10 protein-coding genes are annotated in these 13,466 nt (G+C 60.5%); 7 read left to right on the top strand and 3 right to left on the bottom strand.

Annotated elements, in window-relative coordinates; translation table 11 throughout:
- Window positions 1-78: 78 nt before the first annotated feature.
- Window positions 79-243 (bottom strand): hypothetical protein, encoded by a 165-nt coding sequence (locus IMX18_RS11465; protein WP_190288806.1) that lies wholly within the window; start codon window positions 241-243, stop codon window positions 79-81.
- A gap of 438 nt (window positions 244-681) precedes the next feature.
- Here IMX18_RS11465 and IMX18_RS11460 point away from each other — a divergent pair, with 438 nt between their 5' ends.
- Window positions 682-2,460 carry an acyl-CoA dehydrogenase C-terminal domain-containing protein gene (locus IMX18_RS11460; RefSeq protein ID WP_061302308.1) on the top strand — a complete coding sequence of 593 codons (1,779 nt, stop codon included), beginning with the start codon at window positions 682-684 and terminating at the stop codon, window positions 2,458-2,460.
- 35 nt (window positions 2,461-2,495) lie between these two features.
- On the opposite strand, the gene IMX18_RS11455 is transcribed toward IMX18_RS11460, so the two are convergent.
- Together IMX18_RS11455 and IMX18_RS11450 are read right to left on the bottom strand one after the other, a co-directional pair.
- Window positions 2,496-3,593, bottom strand: coding sequence for an AraC family transcriptional regulator (locus IMX18_RS11455; protein ID WP_061302307.1), 1,098 nt, complete (start codon window positions 3,591-3,593; stop codon window positions 2,496-2,498).
- A complete protein-coding gene (locus IMX18_RS11450; protein WP_217190421.1) occupies window positions 3,590-4,624 on the bottom strand; it encodes an AraC family transcriptional regulator in 1,035 nt (344 codons plus the stop codon). The genes IMX18_RS11455 and IMX18_RS11450 overlap by 4 nt, the downstream gene beginning before the upstream one ends.
- A gap of 47 nt (window positions 4,625-4,671) precedes the next feature.
- Here IMX18_RS11450 and IMX18_RS28020 point away from each other — a divergent pair, with 47 nt between their 5' ends.
- The 6 genes from IMX18_RS28020 (at window position 4,672) to IMX18_RS11420 (ending at window position 13,418) form a co-directional block, all read left to right on the top strand.
- Window positions 4,672-4,992, top strand: a complete 321-nt coding sequence (locus IMX18_RS28020; protein ID WP_217190419.1) for a hypothetical protein — start codon at window positions 4,672-4,674, stop codon at window positions 4,990-4,992.
- Window positions 4,993-5,410: 418 nt separating this feature from the next.
- A complete protein-coding gene (locus IMX18_RS11440; RefSeq protein WP_217190417.1) occupies window positions 5,411-6,835 on the top strand; it encodes a DUF1329 domain-containing protein in 1,425 nt (474 codons plus the stop codon).
- Window positions 6,836-6,918: 83 nt separating this feature from the next.
- On the top strand, window positions 6,919-8,505 hold the full coding sequence (locus tag IMX18_RS11435; protein WP_061302303.1) for a DUF1302 domain-containing protein: 1,587 nt from the start codon (window positions 6,919-6,921) through the stop codon (window positions 8,503-8,505).
- 14 nt (window positions 8,506-8,519) lie between these two features.
- A complete protein-coding gene (locus IMX18_RS11430) occupies window positions 8,520-10,922 on the top strand; it encodes an efflux RND transporter permease subunit (RefSeq protein ID WP_233467801.1) in 2,403 nt (800 codons plus the stop codon).
- Window positions 10,923-10,932: 10 nt separating this feature from the next.
- Window positions 10,933-11,910: a WD40/YVTN/BNR-like repeat-containing protein gene (locus IMX18_RS11425; protein ID WP_217190413.1), complete on the top strand. Its 978-nt coding sequence runs from the start codon at window positions 10,933-10,935 to the stop codon at window positions 11,908-11,910.
- Window positions 11,911-12,083: 173 nt separating this feature from the next.
- Window positions 12,084-13,418 (top strand): NAD(P)/FAD-dependent oxidoreductase, encoded by a 1,335-nt coding sequence (locus IMX18_RS11420; protein WP_217190412.1) that lies wholly within the window; start codon window positions 12,084-12,086, stop codon window positions 13,416-13,418.
- The last annotated feature ends 48 nt before the right edge of the window (window positions 13,419-13,466 follow it).

Here is a 13,466-nt window from a genome sequence, read left to right as displayed (position 1 = left end):
GCATTACCGAACTCAAAGTACTGGGCTTCGACGATTGGAAATCGTGCTTGTCGGATGAAGGATGTGGGCAAATCAGCATTAGATTGCCAATGCATCGCGCAGGGGCTTGAGGATGTCCGCGAAGCTGGACATCAGGTAGACAGGCCAAGGGTAAAGGGGGCTGGTCTGCACGATTTGCTCTGCCGCATACAACGTGCCTGTGAGCAAAAGCGTGACCGTGCCGATGAACGCAATTCGGCGCATGAATCTCTCCGAGTCCAGCGATTGGCTGGTTGCCGGTTTTTGTTGTAGGTGATTGGAAGTCTAAAGACTCCGAGCATCAGAGACTTAACAGATCGCGCCAGAAAATGTGCAATTCATGAATGTACGCTCAAGGTGTTCAAGCACCTTGGGGCTTTCTTGTTATCGATTTTCTGGGTGATGCGAACCTGAATCTGGGCACGCATTGCCGTTCTCAGCCAAGCGCCAGCGGGTTTCTACTCGCCAGTGCGGTAAGCCGGCATACCAATGGGGGCAGCCACAGCACAGCCGAAAGGGCATTGCCAACGAGCAATTTCACGAATTAGCATAACGATGGTTGTTTTAATTGGTGCCCGTACCAGCAATAGCAGTAATCCGCTTGCCCTGTGTGCACTTCGCATCCCGGGATGCGCATCACCCAACTCATTTTCGAGAAATGCCATGTCTGATTACCAAGCCCCCCTGCGGGATATGCAATTCATCCTCAATGAAGTATTCGAGGCCAGTAAACTTTGGGGTCAGTTTCCTGCTCTGCACGACTTTATCGACTCGGAAACAGCCGATGCGATCCTGAACGAGGCAGGCAAGCTCGCAGCCGAGGTACTGGCACCGCTGAATCGTCCCGGTGATGAGCAAGGTTGTCAGTGGCAAGACGGGCGGGTAACGACACCTCAAGGGTTTGTGGAGGCCTACAAGGCTTTTTCCGAGGGCGGATGGGGCGGGGTTGCCGGCGATGCCAGCCATGGCGGGATGGGGATGCCGAAGATGCTCTCGACACTGGTCGATGAAATCGTCAATGCGGCCAACCTGTCATTTGGTCTGTACCCCATGCTCACCGCTGGCGCCTGTATGGCAATCAATGCGCATGCGAGCGAAACGCTAAAGGGCCAGTATCTATCGAGGATGTACAGCGGTGAGTGGACAGGCACCATGTGCCTGACCGAACCGCATGCCGGGACTGACCTGGGCATCATCCGTACTCGTGCCGAGCCGCAAGCGGATGGCAGCTACGCTATAAGCGGCACCAAGATCTTCATCACCGGCGGTGAGCACGACCTGACCGAAAATATCGTGCACCTGGTATTGGCTCGGCTGCCTGACGCCCCTGCCGGTCCCAAGGGTATCTCGCTGTTCCTGGTACCCAAGGTGTTGAGCAATGACGACGGCACATTGGCCGAGAAGAACAGCCTGAGCTGCGGATCCCTTGAACACAAGATGGGCATAAAGGCGTCAGCGACCTGTGTGATGAACTTCGATGGTGCCGTGGGGTGGTTGGTCGGCGAGCCGAACAAAGGCCTGGCTGCGATGTTCACCATGATGAACTACGAACGGCTGGGAGTGGGCGTGCAAGGGTTGGCTACCGGCGAGCGTTCTTATCAGAGTGCGATCAGCTATGCCCGTGACCGCGTCCAGGGACGGGCATCGAGTGGACCTGCCGATGGGCAGCAGATTGCCGATCCGATTATCGTCCACGCCGATGTACGTCGCATGCTGCTCACCATGAAAGCCTTGAACGAAGGCGGGCGTGCATTCTCCAGCTATGTCGCCATGCAACTGGACACGTCCAGGTACAGCGAAGACGCCGAGGTGCGCAAGCGCGCAGAAGAACTTGTCGCATTGCTGACGCCAGTCGCCAAGGCGTTCCTGACCGATATGGGGTTGGAAGCCACGTTACACGGGCAACAGGTGTTTGGCGGGCATGGTTATATTCGCGAATGGGGCCAGGAACAATTGGTGCGTGACTGCCGTATCACCCAGATCTATGAGGGTACCAATGGTATTCAGGCGCTGGATCTGCTCGGCCGCAAGGTCCTGGGAACGGGTGGCGCCTCCGCGAAAACCTTGATCGACGAGGTGCTGGGTTTCATCCATTCGGCGCCAGCAACACTGGCCGAATTTACCGCACCATTGAAAGCTGCGGTCCTCAATCTTGAGGAATTGACGGCCTGGATCCTGGACCGCGCCAAGGGCGATCCCAACGAAGTGGGTGCTGCCTCGGTCGAGTATCTGCATGTCTTCGGATACACCGTCTACGCCTATATGTGGGCGCGAATGGCTCATGCGGCGCTGCCCAAAGCAGGTCAAGACGACTTCTACGCCAGCAAGCTGGGTACCGCGCGCTTCTACTTCGCCCGTCTCCTACCTCGGATCCATTCATTGATAGCCTCGGTGAAAGCCGGGAGTGAATCGCTGTATTTGCTGGACAGTTCGCAGTTTTGAGCCATGCGCCTGGCAACAATGTTGCCAGGCCGTCTTCACTCGGCAGGGCCGTTGTAGTTTTTTCGCCCTCGGAGCAAGCGGGGTTGCCTGGTCAGCCCGGTTCTTCGTTGCCATTGGAGCGGGGTGAGGCCAAACCAGCGATGAAAGGCGCGGCTGAAGCCGCTCGAGTCTGCATATCCCAGAAGCTTCGCCAGCCTGCTCATGCTGATGGCAGTATCCTGCAGGTAGTGCTGGGCTGATTCCTGGCGCACTTCGTCCAGAAGCTGCTGGAATGACGTGCCCTCGGCGAAGAGTTGGCGTTGCAACGACCGTGGATTCACGACCATCCAGCTGGCGGCTTTGTCCACTGTTGCACGGCCGCTGGGAAGCAGGTGGCGAAGCAGTTGCTTGATGGATCCAGGGAGTGCCGCGCTGGACAACCGCTCCATCCGGCCTATGTGCGTTTCCAGCAGCTGGTGCAATGTTGTGTCCTTGGCGTTCAGTGGCAACGACAGGACATCCCGTGGAAAGACCAGGCCTGTAAACGCCGAGGAAAACATCGGAGGTGAGCCAAGGATGCTCCTGTAGTCCAGCTCGTTGCCAAGTGGCGCGTGGGTAAAGGCCACATGATCAGGTTGCCATTCGTCACCGATCATCGCACGCAACAGTTTCAGGGCCACGGCACACATCAGCTCTGCGGCCTGGAACTGCCCGGGGCCGTACTGCCGAGGCGTTGTAAACTCAAGGCAGACCTGATCGCGTGTAGGTATGAGCTGCATGCTGACCGCACCATTGAAGACTGCATAGTTGTCCTTGAGCTCCAGCAGTGCTTCGCCTACCGATCGGGTGCTGCCGACTAGATATAGCATGTCACCGAATACTGCTAGCCCTTGGTGCATCCCGAACCGCAAACCGAACAGCGGCTGCTCGGCATGTTGTGCGCACAGATCCAGCAACCCGCAGTAGCGTTGGTAGGCAAGTATCTGCTGGGGGAATTGTTCCACGTCCACAGGCAAAGCCACCAGCCGGAGCATTGCCGTTGGCCTGAGCCCTTCATTGCTGGCGAATTCGGTAAATTTGCTGAGCGCCAGCGCACGGATGAACGAGCCAGTGGTCGTGCTACGCTCGCTGGCCGCGGCGGATACCGCTTTCATGGCGGCGACACCTCGTGGGTTTCCGGTGCAGGCAGTTGCCCTGTGCGATGATGTTGCCGCCATTTCTGCGGGCTGATGCCGTTCCAGCGTGTAAACGCGCGGGAAAATGCCCCCAGGCTGGTATAGCCAAGCAGCGCGGAAAGCTGTGTCAGGTTCACGGTGGAATCACAGAGATAACGCTTGGCCATGGCCTGCCGGGTGTCGTCCAGCAATGCCTGGAAGTGGGTGCCCTCGGCTTGCAGGTAACGCTGCAGAGTCCGCGGGCTGAGCGCAAGCTGCCCGGCTATGTGTTCAACGCTGGCTTGGCCATCGCAAAGGCCGTGCCGCATTAGCCGTTGTACGTGGGCGGGTAGCTCGCGCAGGGTGAGGTACGCAAGCTCGTCATAATGGTTTTTCATCAACACCTGCAGGCCAGCATCACGCTCACCGAGCGCATGGGTCAGCAGGGCGCGATCGAATACCCAGGCATTGACCGCACTGTCGAAGCGCGGAGTAATGTCCAGCAAGGCTCGGTATGTGTTCAGACGGGCGCCGGCAGCGTGGCGAAGCAGAAGCTCCTGGGGTTTCCAGGCCCGCCCCAGGAGGCTCTCCATGATCTTGGTGCCGAGCGCCATGGCAAGCTCGACGGTCTGCCGGGTAACTGACACGTTTGCGTCTATCACATCATAGAGCAGCCAGGCCTGGTTACCCCGTTGCTCAAGTCTTAGCTCTGCGCCGTTGCTGTGGGTAGGGAAATAGCGGATCAAAGCCTGCAACGCATCGCCGACCGTATGAGCGCTGCTTATCACATAGTGCAGCGTGCCCAGCGCTGAAAGCCCTTGCTGCAAGCCAAGCTGCAGGCCGAACAGCGCATTGCCGGACTTGCGCGACGCCAGCTCCAGGAGGGCGGCAAAGCGCTCGCCGCTCAGCGGCAGGTCGGTCCGGCCTTCCATCACGCCTGCCTCTTCAAGCAGTGTGCGGGCATCCAGGCCCTGGCGTGTCGAAAACTCGTCGAAACCGAGCAGGGCGATGTCGAGGACGAAAGAAGTCATATCGAAGGTTCTGGTCTGGCAGTGCGCATGCAGTGCCCGGGGTAGTGATGAGTCATCGTAACAGCTGTCCTGCACCCTGGAACATGGCTTTCCAGGCTGTCATGAAAAGCCTGTTTAGTGGCGCGATATGTGAAGCACTCGAGCAAGCTGACCGTCAGACTCGGAGAGGACGCACCAACAAAAACAAACTCTGCTGCGGCGAAGCGCCGATTACGGAGATCGTCATGACTCGAATGCTTATCGTCATTGTGTTCGTTGTGCTGGGTGCAGGCAGTGTTTACCTGTCGACTGTGCGCGCCAATGCAAGCCCAGGCATTACCCCTCACATTCATCCCGTTGCCGGCATCGGCGATGTCTTTCGCCATTAGGGCAACAGCTTCATTCAACATTGCCTTGACCACAGCCTGTCTACGTACTTCAGCGTCCATTGCGGGCATCCGCCTTTCTTCTTTCCTCGATAACGCCTGCCTGCCCCGGCTCGGACTCGCCCTGGGGCAGCGGGCGGAGTCCTCTCCCATTGATTTAAAGTAACAAGTGTTCCGTAATTGCACATATCGCCGTCCTGCGTGCTGCAGAGGAGGGCATCTGAGTCGCCAGGTAGCACATATCAGTCGTTATAAAAAATATAAGTAATTGAAAACAAAAGTAAAAAAATATTGGCAAGTAAATTGCTTTTTACCATTGCGTGGTCGTCATCTGACCATGCTTTCGAAACAAACCCAGCCGTCAGTGCTGCCTCGAACGAGGCACGCCGAACGGTCGCCAAGAGCTCGTGAGGAACTTCGCATGAAAGATGTGATTCAGCGCCTTGATGTTGGACCTTCCATTGGTTGCAGAGGGCGGTCATTGGCCCTGGCGCTTGCGGCGCTGGCCGCTTGCGGCGCAGTGCAGGCTGCGCAGAACGATGCTTCGCAATTGGGAACAAAACTGACCCCCTTGGGCGCTGAGGTTGCCGCCAGCGCCGATGGCGTAATTCCTGCCTGGGCGACGCCTGGCAAGCAGGATACAGGCTGGAGTTATGGGCAGGTGCGTGGGCAATCCTGGAAGTTCAAGGACGACAAGCCGCTCTATAGCATCACCGCGGCCAACGTCGCGCAGTACGCCAAGCAGCTTTCTCCCGGGCAGCTGGAGCTGTTCAAGAAAATTCCCGATTACCGCATGGATGTCTACCCGACCCGACGCACCTGTGGTGCACCGGACTTCGTCGTCGACAATACGCGCAAGAATGTCGGCTTCGCCACGCTCGACGCCGACGGGGTTGCGTTGCAGGACGCTCATGTTCCCGGCATTCCATTCCCCATGCCGACCACGGGCGCCGAGGTCATGTGGAACATGAAGATGCGCTACCGCGGCGTAGGCTTCGACATGGCCAAGACGGTGTCCGGCATTTCACCGCGTCCCGGTGGCGGGAGCTGGTTGCAGACCTCGACCGACTGGTTCATGTACACGCCGTGGGGGCAGAAGGGCAGTGCGCTGTTCTCCTCGTTCGACCGGCTCGAGGTTGCCACTTACTTCTCCTACAACGAGCCGGCTGCACTGGCTGGCCAGGCCGGGGTGGTCACGACCAAGGCCGGCGAGCAGGCGAGCACCTTCTACTACTTCCCCGGCCAGCGCCGGGTGCGTCGCATGCCGTCCTATTCCTATGACTCGCCGCAGATCGGCCTGGATAACCAGTACACCATCGACGAGTCGAACATCTTCTTCGGCCCGATGGACCGCTTCGACTGGAAGCTGGTCGGCAAGCAGGAGCTTCTGGTGCCTTACAACTCGTTCGGTGCTTATGACGCCTCCGCCCGTATCGAGGATGTCGCGCAGCAGAACGCCTTTGCGCCGCAGTATCGCCGCTATGAGCTGCACCGGGTCTGGGTGGTCGAGGCGACCGTACGCCAAGGCATGCGCCACCAGGCGCCCAAGCGTATGTTCTATATCGACGAGGACAGCTGGAACGGCCTGGTGGCGGTCGACTACGACAAGCAGGGGCAGATCTGGAAAGTCCGCGAGGGCTACCCCATCCCCGTCTACGAGACTGGCACCTGCGATATGGAAGCCCAGGTCCAGTACAACCTGGTCGACGGTCGCTACCTCTATGACATGACCTCCATCGGCGTCGGCAAGAAAGACCATCGCTGGCTCACCGAGGATGCCGGCAACCCACGTCTGAAGCGTGACTTCTACACCTCGGACAACCTGCGTGCCATCAGCGAACGTTGAACTTCCCCACTTCGAGCGCCGACATGAAAACAACAATCACAAAAGCTTCAGGCCTTGCTATTGCGTGCATGACTCCCCTGGCAATGGGGTTCACTTTCGAGACCGAGACCATCAGGGGCTCGTTCGATTCGACGATTTCCTACGGTATGGGTATCCGCACCGAGTCCCAGGGTTGCAATCTGATCAACCAGGGCACCAGCGGGCATCATCCGCCCAGCGGGTGCCTGGCACAGACCTCCGGTATCGGCGACCAGGGCGACCTCAACTACGACAAGGGTGACTTGTTTACCCATTACCTCAAAGGCACCCATGAACTGCTGCTGAAGATGCCGGAAGACTTTACTTTCATGGCACGCGGCAGCTGGATCCGGGATTTTGCAGCCACCGATACCAGCGGCGCTTTGTCGTTCTACACCCCTGATGGCGTCGGCAAGGACGGGCTGACCAGTGCCGCCCGCGATGACCTGGAATTCAAGGCGCGCCTGCTCGACCTTTGGGTGAGCAAGGGCTTCGATGTCGGTGAGCAGCGGGTTCGCGCCCGCCTGGGTAACCAGGTGATCAACTGGGGCGAGAGCCTGTTCGTGCTCGGCGGTATCAACAACACCAACGCCTACGACATCCAGGCGCTGTCGCGCCCTGGCGTGCAATTGAAGGAAGCGGTGCTCCCGGCACCGATGCTGAGCCTGGCATCGGGCCTCGGTAGCGGGGTCAACATCGAGGCCTATTACCAGTTCGCCTGGAACAAGAGCGAGGTGCCACCGGTTGGCAGCTACTGGTCCTACACCTCAGCGCTAGGCAGCGGGATGAAGACCTACGGGTTCGATGACAAGGACGCCCGCGACAGCGGGCAATGGGGCCTTTCGCTACGCTGGCAGCCCCAGGACAGCGACCTGAACGTCGGCTTGTACGTATTGCGCTACCACGACAAGCTGCCATCGCTGACGATGCGTCTGCTGGACCCGGACACCTTCGCCGTGGCGCAGAAGTGGGAGTATCCGGAAGACCGCATGCTCTACGGCATCAGCGCGAACATGCCGATCGGCGATTGGGCGGTGGGTACCGAGCTGTCCTACCGGCCCAAGGACGCAGTGCCGCTCAACCCGGTGCTGGATTTGTGCAGCAACAATGGCGGCAAGTGCTGGAAGGACGAGAAGAAGTTCCAGTGGCACCTCACCGGGCTTTACAGCATGACGCCGTCCAACTCGCCCACGCTGCTCGATTTCACCGGCGCCAGCACAGGCACGTTGCTGACCGAGTTGGTGGTCATCAAATACCCGGGGCTGCACCGCAGCTATGACGGCGAAATCATCGCCGCCGGTGGCAATACCTGGCAGCTGGACCCTGCGACGGCGCCGAAGGCTCGCGGTGACAAGACCTCATCCGGGATCAACCTGGACTTCAGCCTCACCTACGACGGCACCTTGGTTCCAGGCTGGCAGGTGACGCCAGGGATCTTCTATTCGCGTTCCCTCGGGGGGCGGACTCCCAACCTCTCGGCGACCTTCACCGAAGACGCCAGCAGCATGAACCTTTACCTCAACTTCGTGCGTAACCCGGCCAGTTGGCAGGTGTCGTTCAACTACGCCAAGTTCATGGGCGGCGACACCCCCTATGACCAGTTGTTCCGTGATCGCGATTACGTAGGTGTCGTCGTTTCGCGCACCCTGTGAGGCCTGCTGTGAACATGTCTATTCAGATCAAGGAAACACAATCGCGCGGCCCGTTGGCGTGCACCGAGGCCTGGTTGTTCGGGCACCGCGGCTGGGTGCTGGCGATACTCGCGCTGTTCACCCTGGGTATGGCCTGGTTCGCCGTGCAACTGCGCATGGACGCCGGGTTCGAGAAGCAGTTGCCGATTGGCCATGAGTACGTCGAGACATTCAAGCAATACCGCGGCGACCTGCTTGGCGCGAACCGTTTGACCATCGTGGTCAAGGCACGCAACGGCAGCATATGGAGCGAAGCGGGCTTGCGGCGGTTGGCTGATGTTACTCAGGCAGTCACGTTCCTGCCCAGCGTTTCGCGCAGCAGTGTGCGCTCCCTCTGGACGCCGAACGCCTTCGTCAACGAAATCACGGAGGAGGGCTTTCGTGCCGATCCGTTGGTGCCGGGAACTGTGACCCCCGAGCGGCTGGATGCCACCATCATCGGGCGCATCGCTGACTCCACCGCTCAGGGCGGGTATATCGGTACCCTGGTTTCCAGGGACCAGACCAGTGCGATGATCACTGCCGAGCTCAACGAATACGATGTCAATGGGCAGCGCCTGGACTATGTGGCCTACAACCGTGTGCTGGAGCAGCAATTACGAGAGCCGTTCGAGGATGCCGACTTCGAGATCCAGCTGATCGGTTTCGCCAAGCAGATTGGTGATATCGCCGATGGCGCGGCAGCGGTGCTGGAGTTCTGCTTGCTGGCCTTGCTACTGACGGCGGCGGCGGTGTACTGGTACTGCCACTCAGTGCGCTTCACGCTGCTCGCGCTGGGTTGCTCGTTGACCTCGCTGGTCTGGCAATTCGGTAGCTTGCGCCTGTTGGGCTATGGCCTCGATCCGCTGGCGGTGCTGGTGCCGTTCCTGGTCTTCGCCATTGGTGTTTCCCACGGTGTCCAGCAGATCAACTACATCGTCCGCGAAATCGCCGATGGCAAGCCAGTCGCGCAGGCTGCCCGCTCCAGCTTCCGCGGGCTGCTGATACCCGGCACCTTGGCGTTGGTTACCGCTTTGGTGTCCTTCATCACCCTGCTGCTGATCCCGATCCCCATGGTCCGCGAACTGGCGATTACGGCGTCTCTCGGCGTCGCCTACAAAATCGTCACCAACCTGGTGATGCTGCCGTTGGTGGCTTCGATGCTGAAGGTCGATGCACGCTATGCCGCTGCCGAGGAAGTGTCGCGCCAACGGCGGTCGCGCTGGCTGGAGGGCCTGGCGAGGCTGGCGGACTGGCGCAACGCCCGCTGGGTGCTAGTGGTTGCCGTGGCCGTATTCGTCATGGCTGTGTGGCAAAGCCACGACCGTGTGGTCGGCTCGCTTCAGGCTGGGGCACCGGAGCTGCGGGAGGATTCACGCTTCAATCGCGATGCAGTGGCCATCGCCAGCAATTATGACATCGGCCTCGATTGGCTGAGCGTGGTCTTCGAGGTCCGGTCAGGGCCGGATGGCAGCGCCAATGCTTGCGAGGATACCGCGCTGGGGCAATATCAGGACCGCTTCGTCTGGACCATGGAAGGGGTGCCCGGAGTGCTCTCGGTGGCGTCGTTCTCATCAGCGATGCGCCAGTTCAACGAGGGCTACAACGAGGGCAACCCGAAGATGAGCGCGGTGCCCATCGACCCGATGAACTATTCGTCTCTGGCCGCCGAGGTGGGGCGCTTGCCTGGCCTGATGCGCACCGATTGCAGCATGACCGCGGTGCACCTGTACCTGGCTGACCACAAGGCCACCACCATCTCCCGCGTGATCGATGCAGTGAAGACTTTCCGCACGGCCTACCCACAGGACGGCATCGTCGTGCGCCTGGCGTCAGGCAACGCCGGGGTGATCGCGGCGATCAACGAGGAAGTCGAGAAGAGTGAGACGCCGATGCTGCTCTATGTCTATGCCGCGATCGCCTTGTTGGTGTTGATCGTCTACCGCGACCTCAGGGCGGTGCTGGTGTGCTGTTTGCCGCTGACCCTCGGCACCTTCATCGGTTACTGGTTCATGAAGGAGCTGCAGATCGGCCTGACCATCGCCACCCTGCCGGTGATGGTCCTTGCGGTGGGCATCGGTGTCGACTACGCGTTCTACATCTACAACCGCATCCAACTGCACCAGGCCCATGGCCAGCCCATCGCCACCGCGGTGGCCTACGCCCTGCGCGAAGTCGGGATCGCGACCATCTTCACTGCGCTCACGCTCGCGGTCGGCGTGGCTACCTGGTCGTTTTCCGAGCTCAAGTTCCAGGCTGACATGGGCAAGCTGCTGGCCTTCATGTTCATGGTCAACATGGTCATGGCCATGACGGTGCTGCCAGCGTTCGCCGTCTGGCTGGAACGGGTGTTCCCACGCAAGCGCCCGGTACGCATGGTCGGCGCGCTGACCCATTGAGGAGAATGACATGCATTACCTGAAACGGGTCGTGGGCATCGCCTTGCTAGCGGCCATGCCAATGGTCGCGCCCTGGGCCGCGGGGCTGAAAGCGGTGCCGGTGGCACCTGCCAGCAACGCACCGCAGGCCATGATGCTGGGTGCGGGCAAAGCGGGGGAGCGGGTGGTGGCCGTCGGTGACCATGGCATCGTGCTGCTTTCCGACGACCATGGGCGCAGCTACCGGCAGGCCCACGGCGTACCCTTGTCGAGCACGTTGACCAGTGTCAGCTTCGTCGATACCAGCAACGGCTGGGCCGTTGGCCACTGGGGCGCGATCCTGGCCAGTAGTGATGGCGGAGAAACCTGGGCGGTGCAGCGCATCGACAGCGATGTCGACCGCCCGCTGTTCGCCGTGCACTTCTTCGATCGCCAGCAGGGCGTGGCGGTAGGGCTGTGGTCGTTGATACTGACAACCGACGACGGCGGGGTAACCTGGACCGAACGCACCTTGCAACCGCAGCCTGGTGCCAGTCGCGCCGACCTGAACCTGTTGAGCCTGTTCGGCGATGGGCAGGGGGCAGTCTATGCCACCGCCGAGCATGGCAAGTTGCTGCGCTCGGATGACCGGGGCAAGACCTGGCGTTACCTGGACACCGGCTACCAGGGCTCGCTGTGGAGTGGTGCCGTGCTGCCGGATGGCCGTCTGCTGGTAGGCGGGCAACGCGGTACCTTGTTGCGCGGCACGCCGGACGCAAGTGCGTGGCAGCGCATACCTCTGAACAGTCGTAGCTCGATTACCGCCATACAGGCAGAGGGCACGCACGTACTGGTGGCAGGTCTTGACGGCCTGCTGGTTAACAGCCAGGACGGCGGCGCCAGCTTCGACGAGACGCTTAGCGGCGACGGCGTCTCGCTTACTGCAGCACTCATGCTGGGTGACGGCCAGCCGTTACTGTTTTCCCGCCATGGCGTGAGCGAAACGCCTTCAGGTCGAAACCCTCGCTGACCCCGCTCGGTCGGACCGTCCTCAAGCGGTGCGGCCGGGCTTATTCATGCCGGCGAATAGCGTTCCATATGTGATGACGAATACGTGTAAAAAACAACATAACAACTGTTGCGTTAAATAGGGCGCAGCAGTAGAGTCTGGCGAAACAACAACAAATTTTTCGGAGGCAAACCATGTCCGAGCTCAGCAGCAACGTTGACAAGTTCCGCCTTCTCGGCGGATGGGTCGAACAGCCAGACGATCTGCAGCCGGAGCTTGGGGATGACATCAATGCCGATGTGATCATCGTCGGCGCGGGCTTCGCCGGGCTGTCTACTGCCCTGGAGCTCACCGCGCTTGGTGCCAGCGTGGTGGTCCTCGAACAGGCATTTGCAGGCTTCGGCGCCAGCGGTCGCAATGCCGGCTACCTTGCCGGCAGCATGGGCGTCGAGTTCGAACTGTTCCACAAGCGGCTCGGCGTGGAACAGGCCAGCAAGGTCGTGTCCTTCTACGATGAAGGCGTGGCCTACGTGGAACGACGGCTGGGTGAGCTGGCCATCGATTGCGATTACCTGCCCAGCGGTGTCATCCGTGCCGTCATCCATCCCTCGCAGGAAAAGAGACTGCGCCACAGCATGGCGCTGGGACAGGAGCTGGGCTCGGTCACTCGATTTGTGGATCGCGATGAAATGCGCGCTCGCGGTATTCCGCCTGCGTTCCTTTTCGGTTGCATTCAGCACGGTGGCACGCTCGATCCCGGCAAGTACGTGATGGGCTTGCGCCGCGCGGCATTGCAGGCTGGTGTTCGCTTGTTCGAACAGACCAGGCTGCTGTCCTACAGTGACGGCCCAACCATTACCTGCCGAACCAGGAAAGGTTCGGCAAACGCGCCGGTCATGGTCCTGGCCACCAATGCTTACACGCCGCAACTGGGTTTGCTGCGCGACAAGGTCACGCCGCTACGGGTCTCGGCCATCGAGACACAGCCGCTGTCCGCTGCGCAACTGCAGTCCTTGGGTTGGCAGGGCCGGGAGGGCATCGTGACCCCCCACTGGACCATGGAGAGCCACCGCCTGACCGCACGCAACACCCTCCTGATAACCACCAAGCAACTGGGGTACGCCTACGGCTCGCAGACCCCGAACGAGCCGGACCGGGCGGCGTACGCCGCGTTGCGGCAAGCCCTGGACGACCGTTTCCCGTCATTGCGCGACGTGGCGATCGACAAGTGCTGGAGCGGCTATATAAGCCTTGCTTACGACGCCTTGCCGGTGGTTGGTGAAACCGGGCCGCACAGCAATATCTACTACACGGCTGGTTGCTCGGGACATGGCGTTGGCACCCAATCGCTGATCGGCTTCCTGCTGGCGGAACGTATCGGCGGCATCGAGCAGCCCTTGCTCACGGCGCTGCGCCACAAGACCCCCTCGACGCTTCCTGAACCTTTGCAGTGGTGCGCGGTGAAGGCCGCCCTGGCGGGTGTAAACCTGCTCGACAACGCCCTCAATCGACGGGCACGAGCGTCGTAACTGCGATCAGGCGCTGGCCGATCGCGGCGCGGCGCCTTGCCGATCCAT

This window comes from Pseudomonas shirazica, from assembly GCF_015168335.1.
In the GTDB taxonomy this organism is placed as follows: domain Bacteria; phylum Pseudomonadota; class Gammaproteobacteria; order Pseudomonadales; family Pseudomonadaceae; genus Aquipseudomonas; species Aquipseudomonas asiatica.
The sequence above is the reverse complement of the archived record's forward strand: the minus strand, read 5'-3'. Positions and strand labels throughout refer to the sequence as shown.

Coding starts and splice junctions, on each gene's coding strand:
- IMX18_RS11460 (WP_061302308.1), top strand. CDS start 682: ATGTCTGATTACCAAGCCCCCCTGCGGGATATGCAATTCATCCTCAAT.
- IMX18_RS11440 (WP_217190417.1), top strand. CDS start 5,411: ATGAAAGATGTGATTCAGCGCCTTGATGTTGGACCTTCCATTGGTTGC.
- IMX18_RS11450 (WP_217190421.1), bottom strand. CDS start 4,624: ATGACTTCTTTCGTCCTCGACATCGCCCTGCTCGGTTTCGACGAGTTT.
- IMX18_RS11465 (WP_190288806.1), bottom strand. CDS start 243: ATGCGCCGAATTGCGTTCATCGGCACGGTCACGCTTTTGCTCACAGGC.
- IMX18_RS11430 (WP_233467801.1), top strand. CDS start 8,520: ATGTCTATTCAGATCAAGGAAACACAATCGCGCGGCCCGTTGGCGTGC.
- IMX18_RS11420 (WP_217190412.1), top strand. CDS start 12,084: ATGTCCGAGCTCAGCAGCAACGTTGACAAGTTCCGCCTTCTCGGCGGA.
- IMX18_RS11455 (WP_061302307.1), bottom strand. CDS start 3,593: ATGAAAGCGGTATCCGCCGCGGCCAGCGAGCGTAGCACGACCACTGGC.
- IMX18_RS28020 (WP_217190419.1), top strand. CDS start 4,672: ATGAGTCATCGTAACAGCTGTCCTGCACCCTGGAACATGGCTTTCCAG.
- IMX18_RS11435 (WP_061302303.1), top strand. CDS start 6,919: ATGGGGTTCACTTTCGAGACCGAGACCATCAGGGGCTCGTTCGATTCG.
- IMX18_RS11425 (WP_217190413.1), top strand. CDS start 10,933: ATGCATTACCTGAAACGGGTCGTGGGCATCGCCTTGCTAGCGGCCATG.